This is a genomic window from Moritella sp. F3 (assembly GCF_015082335.1).
Lineage (GTDB): Bacteria > Pseudomonadota > Gammaproteobacteria > Enterobacterales > Moritellaceae > Moritella.
The window spans coordinates 262,989-278,982 of record NZ_BLRL01000002.1 but is presented as its reverse complement, the minus strand read 5'-3'; the positions used below and the strand labels follow the sequence as shown (position 1 = coordinate 278,982).

The following is a 15,994-nucleotide window of genomic DNA, read 5'->3' as shown; positions in this document are numbered from 1 at the left end:
TGAGGTTTAAGCTTAATATAGATACCGAAATAGACGATACCGTTACATATAATATAAATCAGTATGGCGCTAAAATCGCGGTAAGTAATTATTTTTTGAAAACTTTTTAAAAGAAATGTTGAAAAATATAAGCGTGACGAGGTTTTTAATATTTTTGTCATCAAGTGACGTTACCATACAATCGTTTTTTTGGAGTATGTTAAGATCTACAAGACTTCAATTGATAATATAGTGTGGTGGTATGAAGATTTATATTATGCGTCATGGCCAAGCAGGTTTATATGCGAATAGCGATGCGGAACGTGAATTAACGGGTACAGGACGCCAGCAATCTGCTGATATGGCTGATTGGTTAAGTGCGATAGAGCCGACGTTAGATTGTGTATTACACAGTCCATATATTCGTGCTGCACAAACTTGGGATGTTATCGGGAACTTTTTCACGGTACATAAGGTCGAAGTATGTGAAGACATTACACCTTATGGAGATGCCGAATTTATAGCTGATTATGTTAAGGCGTTAGTCGCACAACATAATTATGAAACAGTCTTGCTGGTTTCACATTTACCTGTGGTGAGTTATTTAACCTCAGCGATGACAGCCGGTAAGCATATGCCTGCGTTCGCAACATCTGCGATTGCTTGCTTAGAAATGAATGGAAATGATTGTCACTTTAAGTGGTTAGAAACACCAGCGAGTATAAAGTAGTTAACTGATTTGTTATTTATTTTTATGATTAGTGCTTACACTTTATACAACGGATAATGCAGTGTTAAAACCCTTTGCATTACCCTATTGTTAGTATATTATGCCGCTTCTGTTTGGGTACTTGGATGGTACCTATATAAGCGTATAAAGGAGTGCTAAATGCGTAGTTTTAAACAGTTTAACTCGTTACGTATCGCAAAATATGTAAAAAGTTTTTTTCGTGGAACTCTGTATGTCACAGGTTTGGGATTATTAGAGTTTCAGCAAGGTATGTTAATCATGCCGAGTAACGCAGGTAACAATGTTAAAATGCGTGTCTCGGAAGTGAATCGTGAAATTAAACGATTTGCAGTTTAACAGACTGAGCTTGAGAGGTTAGTGTTACGCACTAACCTTTTTTTGTGCCTGTTTTTTAGTGCGGATAGTTTTCAGGTCACTCAAGAAACATCGCTGCATTAAACCCAGCCGTAACACATACACTCAACAGCATGATGATGATGATATTGTAACGCTTTAAAAAGCTCAGTTTTGGGTGCTTGGCGTGAAACGCTGCCGATTTTTCGGTCTTTACCTTTATCTTTGCTGATTTTATAACGTGTAGCCTATCTTCTTCCTGCATTGCTGCTTCAAGCTCAGCCAGACGTTCGTTATTTTCTTTTTCGAGTTCTGCAAACCACTGATCTTGTTTATCAACTACCATTAACTCATCACCTTAACTAGCTACCTTAAAAAATCTTCTTTATTCGTTAACTCAACCAAGATGGAGATAGCTGCACTGCCACCCCACGTTTTCGTTGCTTGATGGAAAGCCTCGATATCTGGATGCTGTGCTAACCACATCGGTAATTGGTGTTTCAGAATGTTTTTACCATGACCGTGCATCACATTACAGCAACGAATATGTTGTTTACGGCACTCTGCAATTAACGCGGATATTTCTACTTTGGCAATTTCTTGCGTTAGACCGTGTAAATCCAACATCAGCTCGGGTTCGTAATCACCACGACGTAATTTTTTCAACTCATACGGAGAAACGCCGTCACGTATATAGCGGGTAGGTCCTTCGTCGGCAATATGCGGTTGAAATTGATCGGAGAAAAAATGTTCACGTTGTGCTGATTCTTGTCTGATTGAATCATTTGGTTGTATTTTAGGTTTTTTAGCCCTGATTTTTTGTGTGCGTATGCTATCCTGTGGCAAAGGTTTTATACCTTTCATACTATCAGAGAAAAGAGTGTGTGCATCTGGTTCCGGCGTGGCTTGTGATACTTTAATCGCAGCAGCTTTGGTCTGTTCTTTGGCTGTGTCTATTTGCAGCAGCATCTTTTTTTTCATTTGTTTATTAAACATAATGTGGGTACCTAATTTCAACTGCGAAACCAGTTGATTAAACATTTTGTTATTTTACCAAAATTGGAGTCAATTGTGGACAGGATTTTTATTGACGAAGCAGTCAAAGAGTTAACTACTATACAAGATATCATCCGTTGGGCAGTTAGCCGCTTTAATGATGCGAATATTTTCTATGGTCACGGTACTGATAACGCATGGGATGAAGCTGTTCAGCTGATTTTACCAACGTTACACCTGCCATTAGATATTGATCCGCAAATTCGTCATGCGAAACTGCTTACATCAGAACGCCAAAAACTGGTTGAGCTAATTGTTCGCCGTGTTAATGAGCGTATTCCTGCTGCATACCTAACAAACAAAGCTTGGTTCGCAGGATTAGAATTCTTCGTTGATGAACGCGTACTTGTGCCTCGTTCACCGTTCGCAGAACTAATCATGAATGGTTTCCAACCTTGGTTAACACACGAACCTATGCGCGTACTTGATATGTGTACGGGCAGTGGTTGTATCGCAATTGCATTATCTCACGCATTCCCAGATTCAGAAATTGATGCTGTTGATATTGAACACGGCGCGATTGAAGTTGCCGAAATTAATATTCAGGATCACGGTGTAGAGCATCAAGTTACGCCAATTCAATCTGACTTGTTCTCAAACTTAACTGGCTTACGTTACGACATGATCGTATCTAACCCTCCTTATGTTGATCAAGAAGACATTGATAACCTGCCTGAAGAATTCAAGCATGAACCTGAGATTGGTTTACAGTCAGGCTTTGATGGTCTTGAACTTACGCTGAAGATGATTGCTCAAGCACCTGATATGCTAAACGATGGTGGTTTACTGTTCGTTGAGATCGGTAACAGCATGGTACACATGCAAGAGAAATTCCCAGAAGTACCATTTACATGGTTAGAAATGCAAAATGGCGGCCACGGTATCTTCGTGATCAGCAAAGAGCAGATCGAAGATTCAATGGCAGAGTTTGCTCAGTTTAAGTAAATAGTTTGCTCAGTTTAAATAAATAGCCGCACCGTTTAAATAGTCAAACTGTTTAAGTCATTCGGTAACGGATTATAGGCTATTAAAAGCCGCGATAAACCTGTGTTCATCTTTGATGGCCACAGGTTTTTTTTATTGTTTTTTTTAACGATTTGCTATTGTCGCTAAGCCGTAGGTCTTGTATTCTCAAGGGTATTAGTCAGTATTTTATAAAGGAAAAGCTGTTATGGCAGGGAATAGTATTGGGCAATTATTTAAGATCTCCACATTCGGAGAAAGCCATGGACCAGCACTTGGGTGCATCATTGATGGCTGCCCTCCAGGACTTGAAATTTCACTAGAAGATCTACAGTTTGATCTTGACCGTCGTAAGCCTGGCACATCTCGCTATACTACTCAGCGCCGTGAAGCTGATGAAGTACAGATCCTTTCTGGTATTTTTGAAGGTAAAACCACAGGTTGTTCAATTGGCCTGATGATCAAAAATACTGATCAACGTTCACAAGATTATTCGAACATCAAAGACACCTTCCGTCCGGGTCATGCTGATTACACATATCATCAAAAATTCGGCCATCGTGATTACCGTGGTGGTGGTCGTTCATCGGCACGTGAAACGGCAATGCGCGTAGCGGCAGGTGCTATTGCGAAAAAATACTTAAAAGAGCAACACGGTATTGTTATTCGCGGTTATTTATCACAACTGGGTCCAATTAAAGCTGAAGCGCTGCAATGGGATCAAGTTGAACAAAACCCATTTTTCTTCCCTGATCCAAGCAAATTAGAAGCGCTTGATGAATACATGCGCGGGTTGAAAAAATCAGGTAATTCAGTGGGTGCTAAAGTAACGGTTGTAGCTGAAGGTGTGCCAGTTGGTTTAGGTGAACCAGTATTTGATCGTTTAGACGCGGACATCGCACATTCATTAATGAGCATTAACGCAGTGAAGGGCGTTGAGATTGGTGATGGTTTTGGCGTTGTAGAACAGCTAGGTAGCGAACACCGTGATGAGATGACACCAGAAGATGGTTTCCTTTCTAATCACGCTGGTGGCGTACTCGGTGGCATTTCAAGTGGCCAAGATATTATTGCGCACATTGCAATGAAACCGACTTCAAGTATTACCATTCCTGGTAAATCAATTGATAAGTTTGGTAACGCGATTGAAGTGGTTACTAAAGGTCGTCACGATCCATGTGTGGGTATCCGCGCAGTGCCAATTGCTGAAGCACAACTTGCTATCACGCTAATGGACCACTTGCTAAGACACCGTGCGCAGAATCTACATGTAGAAACGCAAACACCAAATATGTAGTTTTTGGTTAGATAGATAGTAGACATTTAAATACCCATCAGCTTAGGTTGATGGGTATTTTTTTGCCTGTGAAATTGTGCACTGAAGAAATATACCCTCTCTTATTATTTAATCATAAAAGTAGGGGGTTAGGGTGGGATCATGTTTTTTGAGGTAACAAAAAAGGCACTGATAATAAATATCAGTGCCTTAAGGTTTACTTAGAATTTAACTATTTCTAATAAAGCCGACTCTAATAAAGTCTATTCCGCAGAAGCTAATGTTTGCTTCGTTGTAGTTTCACCTTGTGCTTGCTTCTTTTCAAAGCGAGAGATCCACCACCATGCTAGTGCCGAGAACACCATGGTCATGAATACGTTGATGAAGAATGCATTCACTAAATCAACACCTGTTGGGAATGCTGATGCAGTCATACTTACCACAAAGATAACGATAAGTACTGACACAACACTCATACCCACTTTACGAGAACCCATGCGGAAATCACGCGGTGTATCATCGTATTTAAGACGGAAGATGAAGTAAGCAACCATGATGAAGATAGGTGGTAACATTGCTGTACCAGCCGTTAAATTAATCGCTGTGCTCATCATCTCTTGTACTGATTCAGAACCAAAGCCATTCACTACTAACATGATCACTACGAACGCAAACTGCCACCAAGCTGCGCGTACTGGTACGCCGTGCTCGTTCAGTTCAGTTGTCTTCTCACCGTAAACACCTTTTGGAATTTCTGAGAAGTGAATTTTAACAGGTGCCGCAGTCCACATCATCATCGAACCGAACATGGCGATGAATAGAATCACACCAACAAAACGACCGACTAGGTTTTCAGAGATATTGAAGTATTGCGCCATACCTGTAAAGATTTCAACCATGCCGCCAGCATAAGTTAGTGCCTCACGTGGAACGAATACGTTTACAAGTAGTGAACCAACTGCGTACATCGCACCAATTAAAATACCAGCTGAAATGATCACGCGGATGAATGTTTTCTGGCCGCCTTTCACATCTTTCAAGTATGCCGCTGCTGTTTCTGCACCACCTGCTGCCTGGAAGATCCAACACATAATACCGATAGTTGCCCAGCTGATCGTTGGTGTCATTGCTTCAACTGTGATTGGTTGTGCTGGAACATGGTCACCGCTAAGTGCTGTCACTGCGCCAATGACATAGATAGCAAATAGTGCGAATACACCGTAAGCTACCATTTCTGATATTTTACCTAACCAAGATGCACCCTTAGTCGAGATGTGTGTTGCAGCAGCAAATAACACAATCGAGATAACAGACGTCACCACTGGAGAGAAGTTGTACTCATAACCAAGCATTGCATAAGATGCATAAGCAATTACGTTTGGCAGCAGCGATACGAACCAGAATAGGTTTACGAACCAATACAAGAACGAACCTAGGTAAGCATTTTTAGTACCTAATGGTTTTTTCAGCCAGTCATACATACCTGATTCAGAGTCTTTATTTGCTGATACAAATTCAGAAATAATAAACACGAACGGAATGAAGTAGACTAGCGTTGCAAGTAAGAAGATAGGTGCGGAACTTAATCCTAATTCGATGTTGTTATTAACGATGTTACGGACATTAAAGACCGCCGCTAGCGTCATAGACAACAAGGCAAACTTGCCAATGGTACCACGTGCAGATTGAGACATAGAGCCCTCCAAGGCTTTATACTATTTAGTGTAGGGGGAGCTGGAGGCTTCAACAAGTCGTTTTTAAAATGAATTGTTGAAGCACATTTCCCTGTCTTTCGTTAGGTCTGATTTTTATAATTATTAGTATTTATTCAGTGCTGTTTTGTCGCTATTTATTCAGCTCTTTATTTATTCAAAAAGTAGCCATCTTCAATAGTTACTTTCAGTACCACTTTTCGCACGCGGTTATCACCGTGGAAGCGATACGCTTTGCTATTATCAAATACAGCCATTTGGCCTTCACAAAGTTGTTTTGTCTGACCGTGACCAGTCAGGTATTCACGGTCAGTTTCATCGGTGTAAGGGTGTACTAGTTCAAGTTCAGCCTTATCTGCGACTTCGACAGTTTCACGGCCTTCGAGATAATAGTGCACATCAAAGTAACGACGGTTGCCTTCAAATTGCTCGGTGTTAGCCGCCACACCGTCTGCAATCATGTAAACTAATGAATCGCCAATGGAATACATCACGCCATCTTTTAGGTTGCCGATGTTTTCAATAGCTTCAATACAACGATTCCATTTACGCCCATCGCGATACACTGATTTGAAGTGGTCTAGGTTGTCTAAAATGATCATTACTTATCTCCGTCAGCAGTTTGGCTTGTTGACATAAATGTGTGATTAGCTAACGCGCTTGGCTTACAGCCACCTTGATGAAAAGGCACTAGCGTTAATGCGTAGTTGAACTTCTCCATGTACACACGGTATGAATCTAATACTTCCGAACCCCAAGAGTTTGAACCTAAGCCCATTAATTTGTGGTCAAGATTCACGGTGATGTAACCGCTCTTCTCAAGTTCAATCGTATGTTGTGCTTCATGGATATTATGGTTGGTATAGAACCACGCACTGAAGTTGATTTCTTGCGCTGGTTTCACTAATAAACCAGAGCCTTGGCGATTCGATAATGATGCCCATCGTACGTGTTGGCGGTTACCGTTGTTTTGTGGAAATGGGTAATTCTCAAACATATCGGCAACGTTAGTTTTATACACATCAATCAAGTTAGCTTGCTGGCTGTCTTGGTAGTTTTCTTCAGGACCTCGGCCATAATATTGCACTTGATCGAAGTCATTATTAATCCCTAAGTCCAGACCAAGCACTGGGATCACATGTGGGTAATCACCGTACTTCTCGCCTGATAGTTGAATGTTTAGCTGACCTTCTTTATTGATTTCATACACGTAAGTACAGCGCATACCAAAATCAAACACTGGCGGTGCAATAATGCTAGTCACGGTGAAAATCGCTTTGCCGTCGATTTGTTCAAGGTTAATTGAACGGAAGTGCTCTTGCATAATGTGTAAGTGAGCAGGTTCCCACAGGCCATCGTGTTCTTGCTTATGGTTATCAACCATTGGCTTGAAGAAGTTCAGTTTCGGGGCGCTGGCAATAAGCTCTTCGCCATTAACTAACCATGAATTCAGCTTACCGTTCACTTTAGAGAAGTTAAGCGCGAAGTTTAGCCCTTTAACGATATAATCTAAGCGAGATTCAACAATGTCTAACGCAATCGCGTTGCGGTTAGTGAATGCTGGTAACTGCTGAGTATCTTCTTTAAGTTGTACCTGGTAAACGGCGATATCATGGTTGGCTTCGCTGTAACGAGTACGAGAATCTTTACGAACAGTGAAGTTAATGAACGCTTCACGGCCATCGAGTTGAGGTAATGTGATCTCGATATCACGACTGCTGTTTTCAGCTAAACCTTCGACCTTTAGTGTCGTGCTTTGTAATGTATCACCAGCAACGCGTACTTCAGCTGTGATGGTGTAATCATCCAGGTTAGAGAACCAAAGTTTGTTGTCTACGGTGAAAATACCCTTGGCTGTATCTTTAGCGCGGATCTTCACAGGCGCAATCACTTGCTTGTATTCTTTTAGACCGGGTCCCGGTGTTTGATCTGAATAAATAAGACCATCCATACAGAAGTTGTAGTTATTTGGGTAATCACCGTAATCGCCGCCGTATTTTAAGAATTCAGTGCCGTTTTCATCTTTTGCTAGGATACCGTGGTCACACCATTCCCAAACAAAGTGACCTTGAATAGAGTCATGTTTGTAGAATACGTTTTGGTATTCGGTTAAACCACCAGGGCCGTTACCCATCGCATGGCCATATTCACAGATGATGCGTGGTTTGTTATGTGGGTGTTCACCAAAGGCATTCATTAATTGTGCACGTGAATACATGGTACTGATGATATCAACCACTTCAGCATCACGATCTTCTTCGTAATGGACTAGGCGAGTATCATCAATGGCTTTTGCTGCTGCGTACATCGCTTTGATATTACAGCCATAACCTGATTCATTGCCGAGTGACCACATGATAATAGAGGCATGGTTTTTCTGTGCATGAATGTGGCGTTCGATACGTTCAACGAATACTTGTTCCCATGCAGGGTCATTGGTAATACGGCTTAAGTCATCCACATTAGCAAAACCGTGTGTTTCCACATCTGTTTCACCCATAACGAATAAACCGTATACATCACACAGTTCATAAAAACGCGGGTCATTTGGATAATGCGCGGTACGGACAGAGTTGATGTTGTGTTGCTTCATCAAGATAATGTCTTTCTCAACACGATCCATGCCCACTGCACGACCTTTTAGATGATCATTATCATGGCGGTTAACACCGTGTAGCATCACGTAGTTGTTATTGATATAGAACAGACCATCACGGACTTTAATATCGCGGAAACCAACACGCTGAGGAATAACTTCTAGTACGTTACCTTGATCGTCTTTTAACGTCAGCACAAGTTGATATAAATAGGGATTTTCAGCAGTCCAGTGAGTTGGGTTGACAACATCAATGGTAACGTTTACATCTTGAGTCGAAGTAAAACACAGTGACTCGATATTGCCTGCTGCCAGTGCGGTAGTACCATCGAATAAAGTATATTCAAGTGAGTAGTTAGCCACTGGAGCTGCAGTTAAGTTTTCAATTACTGTTTTGCAAGAAAGCGTTGCGCTTTGATAAGTCTCATCAAAGTCTGTGCGTATTGTTAGATCTTGCACGTGTACTTGTTCTTTACCAATTAAATAAACATCACGGAAGATACCGCCAGTCCACCACATGTCTTGATCTTCGATGTAAGTTGAATCAGCCCATTGCATTACGCGTACAGACAATAAGTTTTCACCTTGCTGTGCGTATGCAGAGATATCGAACTCAGCTGTTAAACGGCTGCCTTTACTAAAGCCAACATAATGACCATTAACATAAACTTCAAAATAAGTTTCAACACCATCAAATTTGATAATGGTTTGTTTGTCGTTCCAGGTATCACCCAGTGTAAATGTACGTTGGTAAGCGCCGGTTGGATTATCACTTGGCACGAAAGGTACATCAATTGGGAATGGGAAACCTTCATCAGTATATTGAAGATCGCCGTGGCCTTCCATTTGCCACATATTTGGAACAGTGATCTTGTCCCAGTTATTCATGTATTGAGCATAGAATTCGTCAGGTACTAACAGCGGGTTAGTGAAGAAGTTAAAGTTCCATTGGCCACTTAATAGCTGGTAGTGGCTGCTTAATTCACGTTGGAACGTAGTTGCTGTTGATACTGAGTCATATGAGAAAAAGTAAGCACGTGGTGCCATTCTGTTTTCATTAAGGCGGAAGAAGTTTTCCCAATTGTTCACGTGTAGCCTCCAAGTCGAATAAATAATGCGAGTAAATTTTAGCGGACTGCTTTCTGGTAAAAGATATTAACTAAAGTTTTAGTAAAACGAATAGAAATGTTGTTTTAGTTTTAACTTGATCACATTTGATGGTGAGGTTTGTGAGCTGGATAACGTTAAAGGCAGGTTGCTATGTAACAAGGTTGTGGTGCTAATGTGATGTAGATCTAGAAATGTTAATGCGTGAATTTAAATGTTAATAACGGGATGAGTAGGTAGAGCAAGTCGAATGAAAACTAAAGGCAGAATTAAAGGGGGAGTTTAATGGCGATTTAAGGCGTTTTGAAGGAAGTAGCAGCATAGTCATACACTGCTTTAATGTCATTTTTAGGTGTTTAAAGCTTACTTTTTAGTGGTGCCACGTAAACGTAGATTACTTGGAATGTAAGCGTTAATGGCGATCACGCGTTGATCACGGCGACGTTCCATTAATAAGTTAACCCCTTGACTGCCCATCAGTTCTGAATGAATACGTACGGTGGACAAAGACGGGAAAGTAAATTTAGCCGTGGGAATATCATTCACACTGATCAAGGCAATATCATCTGGTATTGATAAACCTTGTTCATGAATCGCACGCAATACACCAATGGCAATCGAATCTGAGGCGATGAAAAATGCACTTGGGTGATCGGTTTCTAGCATCTTCTTAGCCAGCTTATAACCTGATGAACTTGAGAAATCACCGCGGTATAAATCAGATTCTGAGACAACGCCTTTTAACTGGCCATATTCAGTAAAGACTTGTTCACGAATATCTGGTGTTGCTTCGTCATCTTGACCACCAATAAAACCAATACGACTATACCCCTGATTAGTAAAGAAATTAATAACTTCCTTACTGATCCTGACAAGGTCTATATCCACAGAATCAAATTCCTGGCCGTGGTCGGTATAATCAATATAAACAATATTCTTAGTGATCTTTTTAATCGCGATTAACTGTTCGTCAGTTTGACGACCAACTAATAAGATGCCATCTATTTTTGGATTCTTAATATCGAGGCTGCTCTCGTAGCTGTTCGTCAGCACGATATCAAACTTATCACATTGCGTTTCTATGCCGTGACGGATCGCGAGATAATAAGGATCATTAATCTCGGTGTCTTGTTTGTAATTATACAGTGCTAAGAAATGCAGATGTTCTTTTGCTTTAGCCGGTAATGCACTAGCAAGTTTACGAGTTGAACTGGTTTTGTATTCCAGCTTTTCTGCTATTTCAAAAATACGTCGTTTGGTCTCTTCTTTCACACTTAATGTCGGATCTTCATTTAATACGCGCGACACAGTTGCTAATGAAACCTTAGCTTCGTTGGCGATTTCCTTTAATGTTGCCATTCATCCTCCAGCCCAGTCATTATTATTCTTTATAGGGGGTATTTTACGGAAAAAAAGGGAATTTTGATACCTAAATCTCACTTTTAGTAAAATGTTTACTGATTGGTGGTTGTTTTTGTGGAAACGTTTACATTTGATCGGTAGGGTACTCAAGTATCTTATAGATTTACCTATTTTGTGTTCAACATGGCGGGAGAATTCATTGTGAAAGTACTGGTAACAGGCGGGATGGGCTACATCGGTAGTCATACATGTGTACAGATGATTGCTGCAGGCATCGAGCCTATCATTATCGATAACTTAGATAATAGTAAATTAGCTGTACTCGATCGTATTGAAGCATTAACGCAGGTTCGTCCTGTTTTCTACCAAGGAGATGTGCGTGATGAAGCCTTCCTTGATCGTATTTTCACTGAACACGCTATTTCATCGGTGATCCATTTTGCAGGATTAAAAGCGGTTGGTGAGTCAGTGCAAAAACCACTGGAATACTACGATAACAATGTAAACGGCTCTTTAGTGCTGGTGCGTTCAATGCGTAAAGCCAATGTGAAAAGCATTGTATTTAGTTCTTCGGCAACCGTGTATGGCGATCCTGAGATAGTCCCTATTACTGAAGATTCACCAACTGGTGCCACAACCAATCCTTATGGGCGTAGTAAATACATCATTGAAGAATGTTATTCAGATCTGTTTGTTGCCGATAATGATTGGAGTATTACTTTACTACGTTACTTCAATCCGGTTGGCGCGCATCCGTCTGGCACCATGGGGGAAGATCCACAAGGGATCCCAAATAACTTAATGCCGTTTATTGCCCAAGTTGCCGTCGGTCGTCGTGAATCTCTGTCGGTATTTGGCGATGACTATCCAACACCTGATGGCACAGGCGTTCGTGATTATATTCATGTGATGGATTTAGCTGATGGACACATTGCCGCATTAACGACTGTGGGTGCTAAGTCTGGTTTACATATTTACAACCTTGGTACAGGCAAAGGTTCAAGTGTATTAGAAATGGTGAATGCGTTTGCGCAAGCATCTGGTCAACCTATCCCATATCAAGTATGTCCACGTCGCGCTGGTGATATTGCCGAGTGTTGGGCAAGTACAGCAAAAGCAGAAAAAGACTTAGGTTGGAAAGCCAGTCGTAATGTAATGGAAATGAGTGCTGATACATGGCGCTGGCAGTCAACTAATCCACAAGGATATTAAGCTTATGTCTACGCAAGAAGTTTATGAAGAATGTAACAAAGAATTCAACCCAATTGATCATCCGCATCGTCGTTATAATCCGTTAACAGGTCAATGGATCTTAGTATCACCTCACCGAGCAAAGCGCCCGTGGAGTGGTCAAGATGAAGAACCTGATACGGCGGAACTATCGACGTATGAGCAAGACTGTTTTTTATGTCCAACCAACAAACGTATTTCCGGAGATGAAAATCCAAATTACGACGGTACTTATGTGTTTAGTAATGACTTCGCCGCGTTAATGCCTGATTCACCAGCAGCGCCTAAATCAACTAATCCGTTGTTCAAAACTGAAGGCGTGCGTGGATTAAGCCGCGTTATTTGTTTTTCACCAGATCATAGTAAGACATTACCAGAACTGCCTACGGCAAAGATCCGCGGCGTGATCGATACTTGGAATGAACAAATTGAAGAACTAGGTAAAGAATATCTGTGGGTGCAAGCGTTCGAGAATAAAGGCGCAGCAATGGGCTGCTCGCAACCGCATCCACATGGCCAAGTATGGGCAAATAGTTTTTTACCTAACGAAATTGAACGTAAAGAAAAACTGCTGAAAGCATACCAGCAAGAGCATGGTTCGAACTTATTAGTTGATTACGTTGGCTCTGAATTACAAGACGGTGAACGTACAGTTGTTGAAACCGAACATTGGCTTGCTGTCGTGCCGTATTGGGCTGCATGGCCGTTCGAAACGATGTTATTGCCAAAAACACATATTCGCCGTATGAACGAATTAACGGATGAGCAACGCGATGACCTAGCGTTAGCGATTAAGAAGTTAACGTGTCGTTATGACAATCTTTTTAAATGCTCATTCCCTTATTCAATGGGTTGGCATTACGCGCCGTTCTTTGAAGAAGGCACGGATATTGAGCATTGGCAATTACATGCGCTGTTTTACCCGCCATTACTGCGCTCTGCATCAGTACGTAAATTCATGGTGGGTTATGAAATGTTAGGTGAAAACCAGCGTGATTTAACCGCCGAGCAAGCTGCGCAAAAACTACGTGATGTCAGCGACGTACATTATAAAGAATTATGATTGATGGCAAAAAGTGATGACTAATAGCAGAGAGTTATAATGACAAAACGCCGTTATTATAAAAAAAAGATAGCAATGAGACTCGGTAAGCGCAGTGTAATGACACTGCGCTCGACGAGAGATTCAGATCCCGAAAAAACGTGGAAGGCACCGATGACCAATTTAATTCAAAACGTAAAAAATGCATTTAACTCAGTATTAAACTACGCACCAACGCATGTTGTGCAAGCACCAGGTCGTGTAAACCTGATTGGCGAACATACCGATTATAACGATGGTTTTGTATTGCCTTGTGCAATCAACTATCAAACGGTGGTAGCAGCAGCAACACGTGATGACAATATTGTGCGTGTCGTTGCTGTTGATTATGAAAATGAAACGGATGAGTTTGATATTACTCAGCCAATTGAATTTCAAGACGATAAAATGTGGGCGAATTATATTCGTGGTGTGGTTAAGTGTTTGCTTGAACGTGGTTTTGAATTTAAAGGTGCCGATATTGCGGTGACTGGTAATGTGCCTCAAGGGGCTGGGTTAAGCTCATCTGCAGCACTTGAAGTGGTTATCGGTCAAACGTTTAAAGAGTTATACCATTTGAATATCACCCAAGCTGAAGTAGCCTTAAACGGCCAGCAAGCTGAGAATGAATTTGTTGGTTGTAACTGTGGCATTATGGATCAGATGGTATCGGCAGAAGGCAATGAAAATCACGCCATGTTACTTGATTGTCGTAGCCTTGAAACAACAGCCGTATCCATGCCTGAAAACATGTCAGTAGTGATCATCAATTCGAATAAGAAACGTGGGTTGGTGGATTCTGAATACAATACTCGCCGTGAGCAATGTGAAGAAGCAGCACGTATTTTTGGTGTAAAAGCATTACGTGATGTCTCTATTGAAACATTCAATGCCAAAGAACATGAGTTGGATGAGATGGTCGCAAAACGTGCTCGCCACGTGATCACCGAAAATGATCGCACCGTTGAAGCGGCAAGTGTGCTGGCTGCTGGTGACATTAAACGTATGGCTGAGCTGATGGAAGAATCGCATGCGTCAATGCGTGATGATTTTGAAATCACGGTAAAAGAAGTTGATGCCTTAGTTAATATTGTCAAAAACGTTATCGGCGTTGAGGGCGGTGTGCGCATGACGGGTGGTGGTTTTGGTGGTTGCATCGTTGCATTAGTGCCACCTGTATTAGTTGATTCGGTTCGCAGTGCAGTTGAAGAATTGTATGAGCCAGCGACGGGCTTAAAAGAATCTATCTATGTGTGCCAAGCTCAAAATGGCGCTGGATTAGTGTCTGCAGTATAGGGTGTGATGATGATTGAGCAATCAAGTTTGTTCGAGAGTATGACTGCTGAGGCGGCTTTTGACGGTCGCCCTGCTCAGTTGTTTGAACTGAAAAATAAGCGTGGCATGCGTATCGTGTTGATGGATGTTGGCGCTGCATGGCTAAGTTGTAAAGTACCTGTAGACGGGGGATGTCGAGAAGTATTGCTTGGTCAAAATAATATGGCCGACTTTCAATTGCAACAAAGTTATATGGGCGTAATCGTTGGTCGCGTGGCTAATCGCATCGCCAAAGGCCAGTTCTCTATTGCGGGCGTTGCATATCAAGTTGATACCAATCAAGCTGGTAATACCTTGCATGGTGGCACTGTGGGGTTTGATAAACGCCGTTGGGTTGCGACGGATAATCGTGAACAGCCTTTCAATATAAATAATAATGAAAAGAATAACGAAAATAGCATTGAGTTTGCATTAGTCTCACCGGATGGCGATCAGGGTTTTCCAGGTGAATTAACGGTTAGGGTCAAATATCAGCTAACTGATAATAATGAAGTGGTGATCAGTTATAGCGGACATACCACGCAAGCAACGCCAATCAACTTGACCAACCATGCCTATTTCAATTTGTTAGGCGCGGATAGTGGTCAATTAGCACTAACGCATAGCTTAAGCATAAATAGTGATGCTTTTGTACCGACAAATGAAGTGGGGATACCGACAGGCGAGTGGCAGAAAGTGCAGGGTGGGTACTTTGATTTCAGTACTGAGAAGTGTATTGAACAAGACTTTATGCTTGATGCACACCAGCAAGCAGCAAAAGGTTACGACCACGCTTTTATATTAGCTAAAAGTTGTTTACAAGGCGCGTTAGCAGCCAGACTGATATCTCCTGATAACTTGCTTACGCTGAATGTGTTTACCACCAAACCGGCCATGCAACTGTATACTGGAAACTGGTTAGCTGACACGCCAGATCGTATGGGTGGCCAATATCAAGACTATGCAGGAATTGCTTTAGAAACCCAGTTTGTAGCTGATGCAATGAATAACCTGCAGTGGGATCATCCAAACGTTGTGCTGCAACCGGCGGAAACCTACCAACACCAGACAAGTTATCAGTTTACGGTGTAATCTTCTTATTCCTGCTTATTATCTTACGCATCCGTGTTAACCACCGCGATGCGTAGTAAGGTATTTACCGCCAATTAATGTGGCTTAGATCATAGTTATAATACTTTTTTAAGGCAAAGGACTTAGATTACTTATACTAATA

General features: G+C 41.6%; 14 protein-coding genes. 8 read left to right on the top strand and 6 right to left on the bottom strand.

Going from position 1 to position 15,994, the window contains the following annotated elements; genetic code table 11:
* Positions 1-241: 241 nt before the first annotated feature.
* Positions 242-709 carry a phosphohistidine phosphatase SixA gene (sixA, locus tag JFU56_RS04350; protein ID WP_198436059.1) on the top strand — a complete coding sequence of 156 codons (468 nt, stop codon included), beginning with the start codon at positions 242-244 and terminating at the stop codon, positions 707-709.
* A gap of 159 nt (positions 710-868) precedes the next feature.
* A complete protein-coding gene (locus JFU56_RS04345) occupies positions 869-1,066 on the top strand; it encodes a DUF1107 family protein (RefSeq protein WP_198436058.1) in 198 nt (65 codons plus the stop codon).
* A gap of 76 nt (positions 1,067-1,142) precedes the next feature.
* On the opposite strand, the gene JFU56_RS04340 is transcribed toward JFU56_RS04345, so the two are convergent.
* Positions 1,143-1,409: a hypothetical protein gene (locus JFU56_RS04340; protein WP_198436057.1), complete on the bottom strand. Its 267-nt coding sequence runs from the start codon at positions 1,407-1,409 to the stop codon at positions 1,143-1,145.
* A gap of 20 nt (positions 1,410-1,429) precedes the next feature.
* A complete protein-coding gene (gene smrB, locus JFU56_RS04335) occupies positions 1,430-2,059 on the bottom strand; it encodes an endonuclease SmrB (RefSeq protein ID WP_198436056.1) in 630 nt (209 codons plus the stop codon).
* Positions 2,060-2,134: 75 nt separating this feature from the next.
* Between smrB and prmB the strand changes: the two genes are divergently transcribed.
* Complete coding sequence (gene prmB / locus JFU56_RS04330; RefSeq protein WP_198436055.1) at positions 2,135-3,064, top strand: 50S ribosomal protein L3 N(5)-glutamine methyltransferase; 930 nt, start codon at positions 2,135-2,137, stop codon at positions 3,062-3,064.
* A gap of 226 nt (positions 3,065-3,290) precedes the next feature.
* Positions 3,291-4,379: a chorismate synthase gene (gene aroC / locus JFU56_RS04325; protein WP_198436054.1), complete on the top strand. Its 1,089-nt coding sequence runs from the start codon at positions 3,291-3,293 to the stop codon at positions 4,377-4,379.
* A gap of 242 nt (positions 4,380-4,621) precedes the next feature.
* Here the strand turns inward: aroC and JFU56_RS04320 are convergent, their stop codons facing one another.
* The 4 genes from JFU56_RS04320 to ebgR all read right to left on the bottom strand — a co-directional run bounded on the left by JFU56_RS04320 (position 4,622) and on the right by ebgR (position 11,132).
* Positions 4,622-6,052, bottom strand: a complete 1,431-nt coding sequence (locus tag JFU56_RS04320; RefSeq protein ID WP_198436053.1) for an amino acid permease — start codon at positions 6,050-6,052, stop codon at positions 4,622-4,624.
* 167 nt (positions 6,053-6,219) lie between these two features.
* Positions 6,220-6,672, bottom strand: a complete 453-nt coding sequence (locus JFU56_RS04315; RefSeq protein ID WP_198436052.1) for a beta-galactosidase subunit beta — start codon at positions 6,670-6,672, stop codon at positions 6,220-6,222.
* Positions 6,672-9,755: a beta-galactosidase subunit alpha gene (ebgA, locus tag JFU56_RS04310; protein ID WP_242065848.1), complete on the bottom strand. Its 3,084-nt coding sequence runs from the start codon at positions 9,753-9,755 to the stop codon at positions 6,672-6,674. The genes JFU56_RS04315 and ebgA overlap by 1 nt, the downstream gene beginning before the upstream one ends.
* Before the next feature lie 381 nt (positions 9,756-10,136).
* Positions 10,137-11,132, bottom strand: a complete 996-nt coding sequence (gene ebgR / locus JFU56_RS04305) for a transcriptional regulator EbgR (RefSeq protein WP_198436051.1) — start codon at positions 11,130-11,132, stop codon at positions 10,137-10,139.
* Positions 11,133-11,336: 204 nt separating this feature from the next.
* Here ebgR and galE point away from each other — a divergent pair, with 204 nt between their 5' ends.
* From galE to galM, 4 genes are all read left to right on the top strand, one after another.
* Positions 11,337-12,347, top strand: a complete 1,011-nt coding sequence (galE, locus tag JFU56_RS04300; protein WP_198436416.1) for a UDP-glucose 4-epimerase GalE — start codon at positions 11,337-11,339, stop codon at positions 12,345-12,347.
* A gap of 4 nt (positions 12,348-12,351) precedes the next feature.
* A complete protein-coding gene (locus JFU56_RS04295; protein ID WP_198436050.1) occupies positions 12,352-13,428 on the top strand; it encodes a UDP-glucose--hexose-1-phosphate uridylyltransferase in 1,077 nt (358 codons plus the stop codon).
* Between the two features lie 153 nt (positions 13,429-13,581).
* Positions 13,582-14,742 (top strand): galactokinase, encoded by a 1,161-nt coding sequence (gene galK, locus JFU56_RS04290; RefSeq protein WP_198436415.1) that lies wholly within the window; start codon positions 13,582-13,584, stop codon positions 14,740-14,742.
* Positions 14,743-14,751: 9 nt separating this feature from the next.
* Positions 14,752-15,852, top strand: coding sequence for a galactose-1-epimerase (galM, locus tag JFU56_RS04285; protein WP_242065847.1), 1,101 nt, complete (start codon positions 14,752-14,754; stop codon positions 15,850-15,852).
* The last annotated feature ends 142 nt before the right edge of the window (positions 15,853-15,994 follow it).

Excerpts from the sequence above, each read along its gene's own strand:
- sixA (WP_198436059.1), top strand. The coding sequence starts at position 242 with ATGAAGATTTATATTATGCGTCATGGCCAAGCAGGTTTATATGCGAAT.
- JFU56_RS04345 (WP_198436058.1), top strand. The coding sequence starts at position 869 with ATGCGTAGTTTTAAACAGTTTAACTCGTTACGTATCGCAAAATATGTA.
- JFU56_RS04340 (WP_198436057.1), bottom strand. The coding sequence starts at position 1,409 with ATGGTAGTTGATAAACAAGATCAGTGGTTTGCAGAACTCGAAAAAGAA.
- smrB (WP_198436056.1), bottom strand. The coding sequence starts at position 2,059 with ATGTTTAATAAACAAATGAAAAAAAAGATGCTGCTGCAAATAGACACA.
- aroC (WP_198436054.1), top strand. The coding sequence starts at position 3,291 with ATGGCAGGGAATAGTATTGGGCAATTATTTAAGATCTCCACATTCGGA.
- JFU56_RS04320 (WP_198436053.1), bottom strand. The coding sequence starts at position 6,052 with ATGTCTCAATCTGCACGTGGTACCATTGGCAAGTTTGCCTTGTTGTCT.
- JFU56_RS04315 (WP_198436052.1), bottom strand. The coding sequence starts at position 6,672 with ATGATCATTTTAGACAACCTAGACCACTTCAAATCAGTGTATCGCGAT.
- ebgR (WP_198436051.1), bottom strand. The coding sequence starts at position 11,132 with ATGGCAACATTAAAGGAAATCGCCAACGAAGCTAAGGTTTCATTAGCA.
- JFU56_RS04295 (WP_198436050.1), top strand. The coding sequence starts at position 12,352 with ATGTCTACGCAAGAAGTTTATGAAGAATGTAACAAAGAATTCAACCCA.
- galK (WP_198436415.1), top strand. The coding sequence starts at position 13,582 with ATGACCAATTTAATTCAAAACGTAAAAAATGCATTTAACTCAGTATTA.
- galM (WP_242065847.1), top strand. The coding sequence starts at position 14,752 with ATGATTGAGCAATCAAGTTTGTTCGAGAGTATGACTGCTGAGGCGGCT.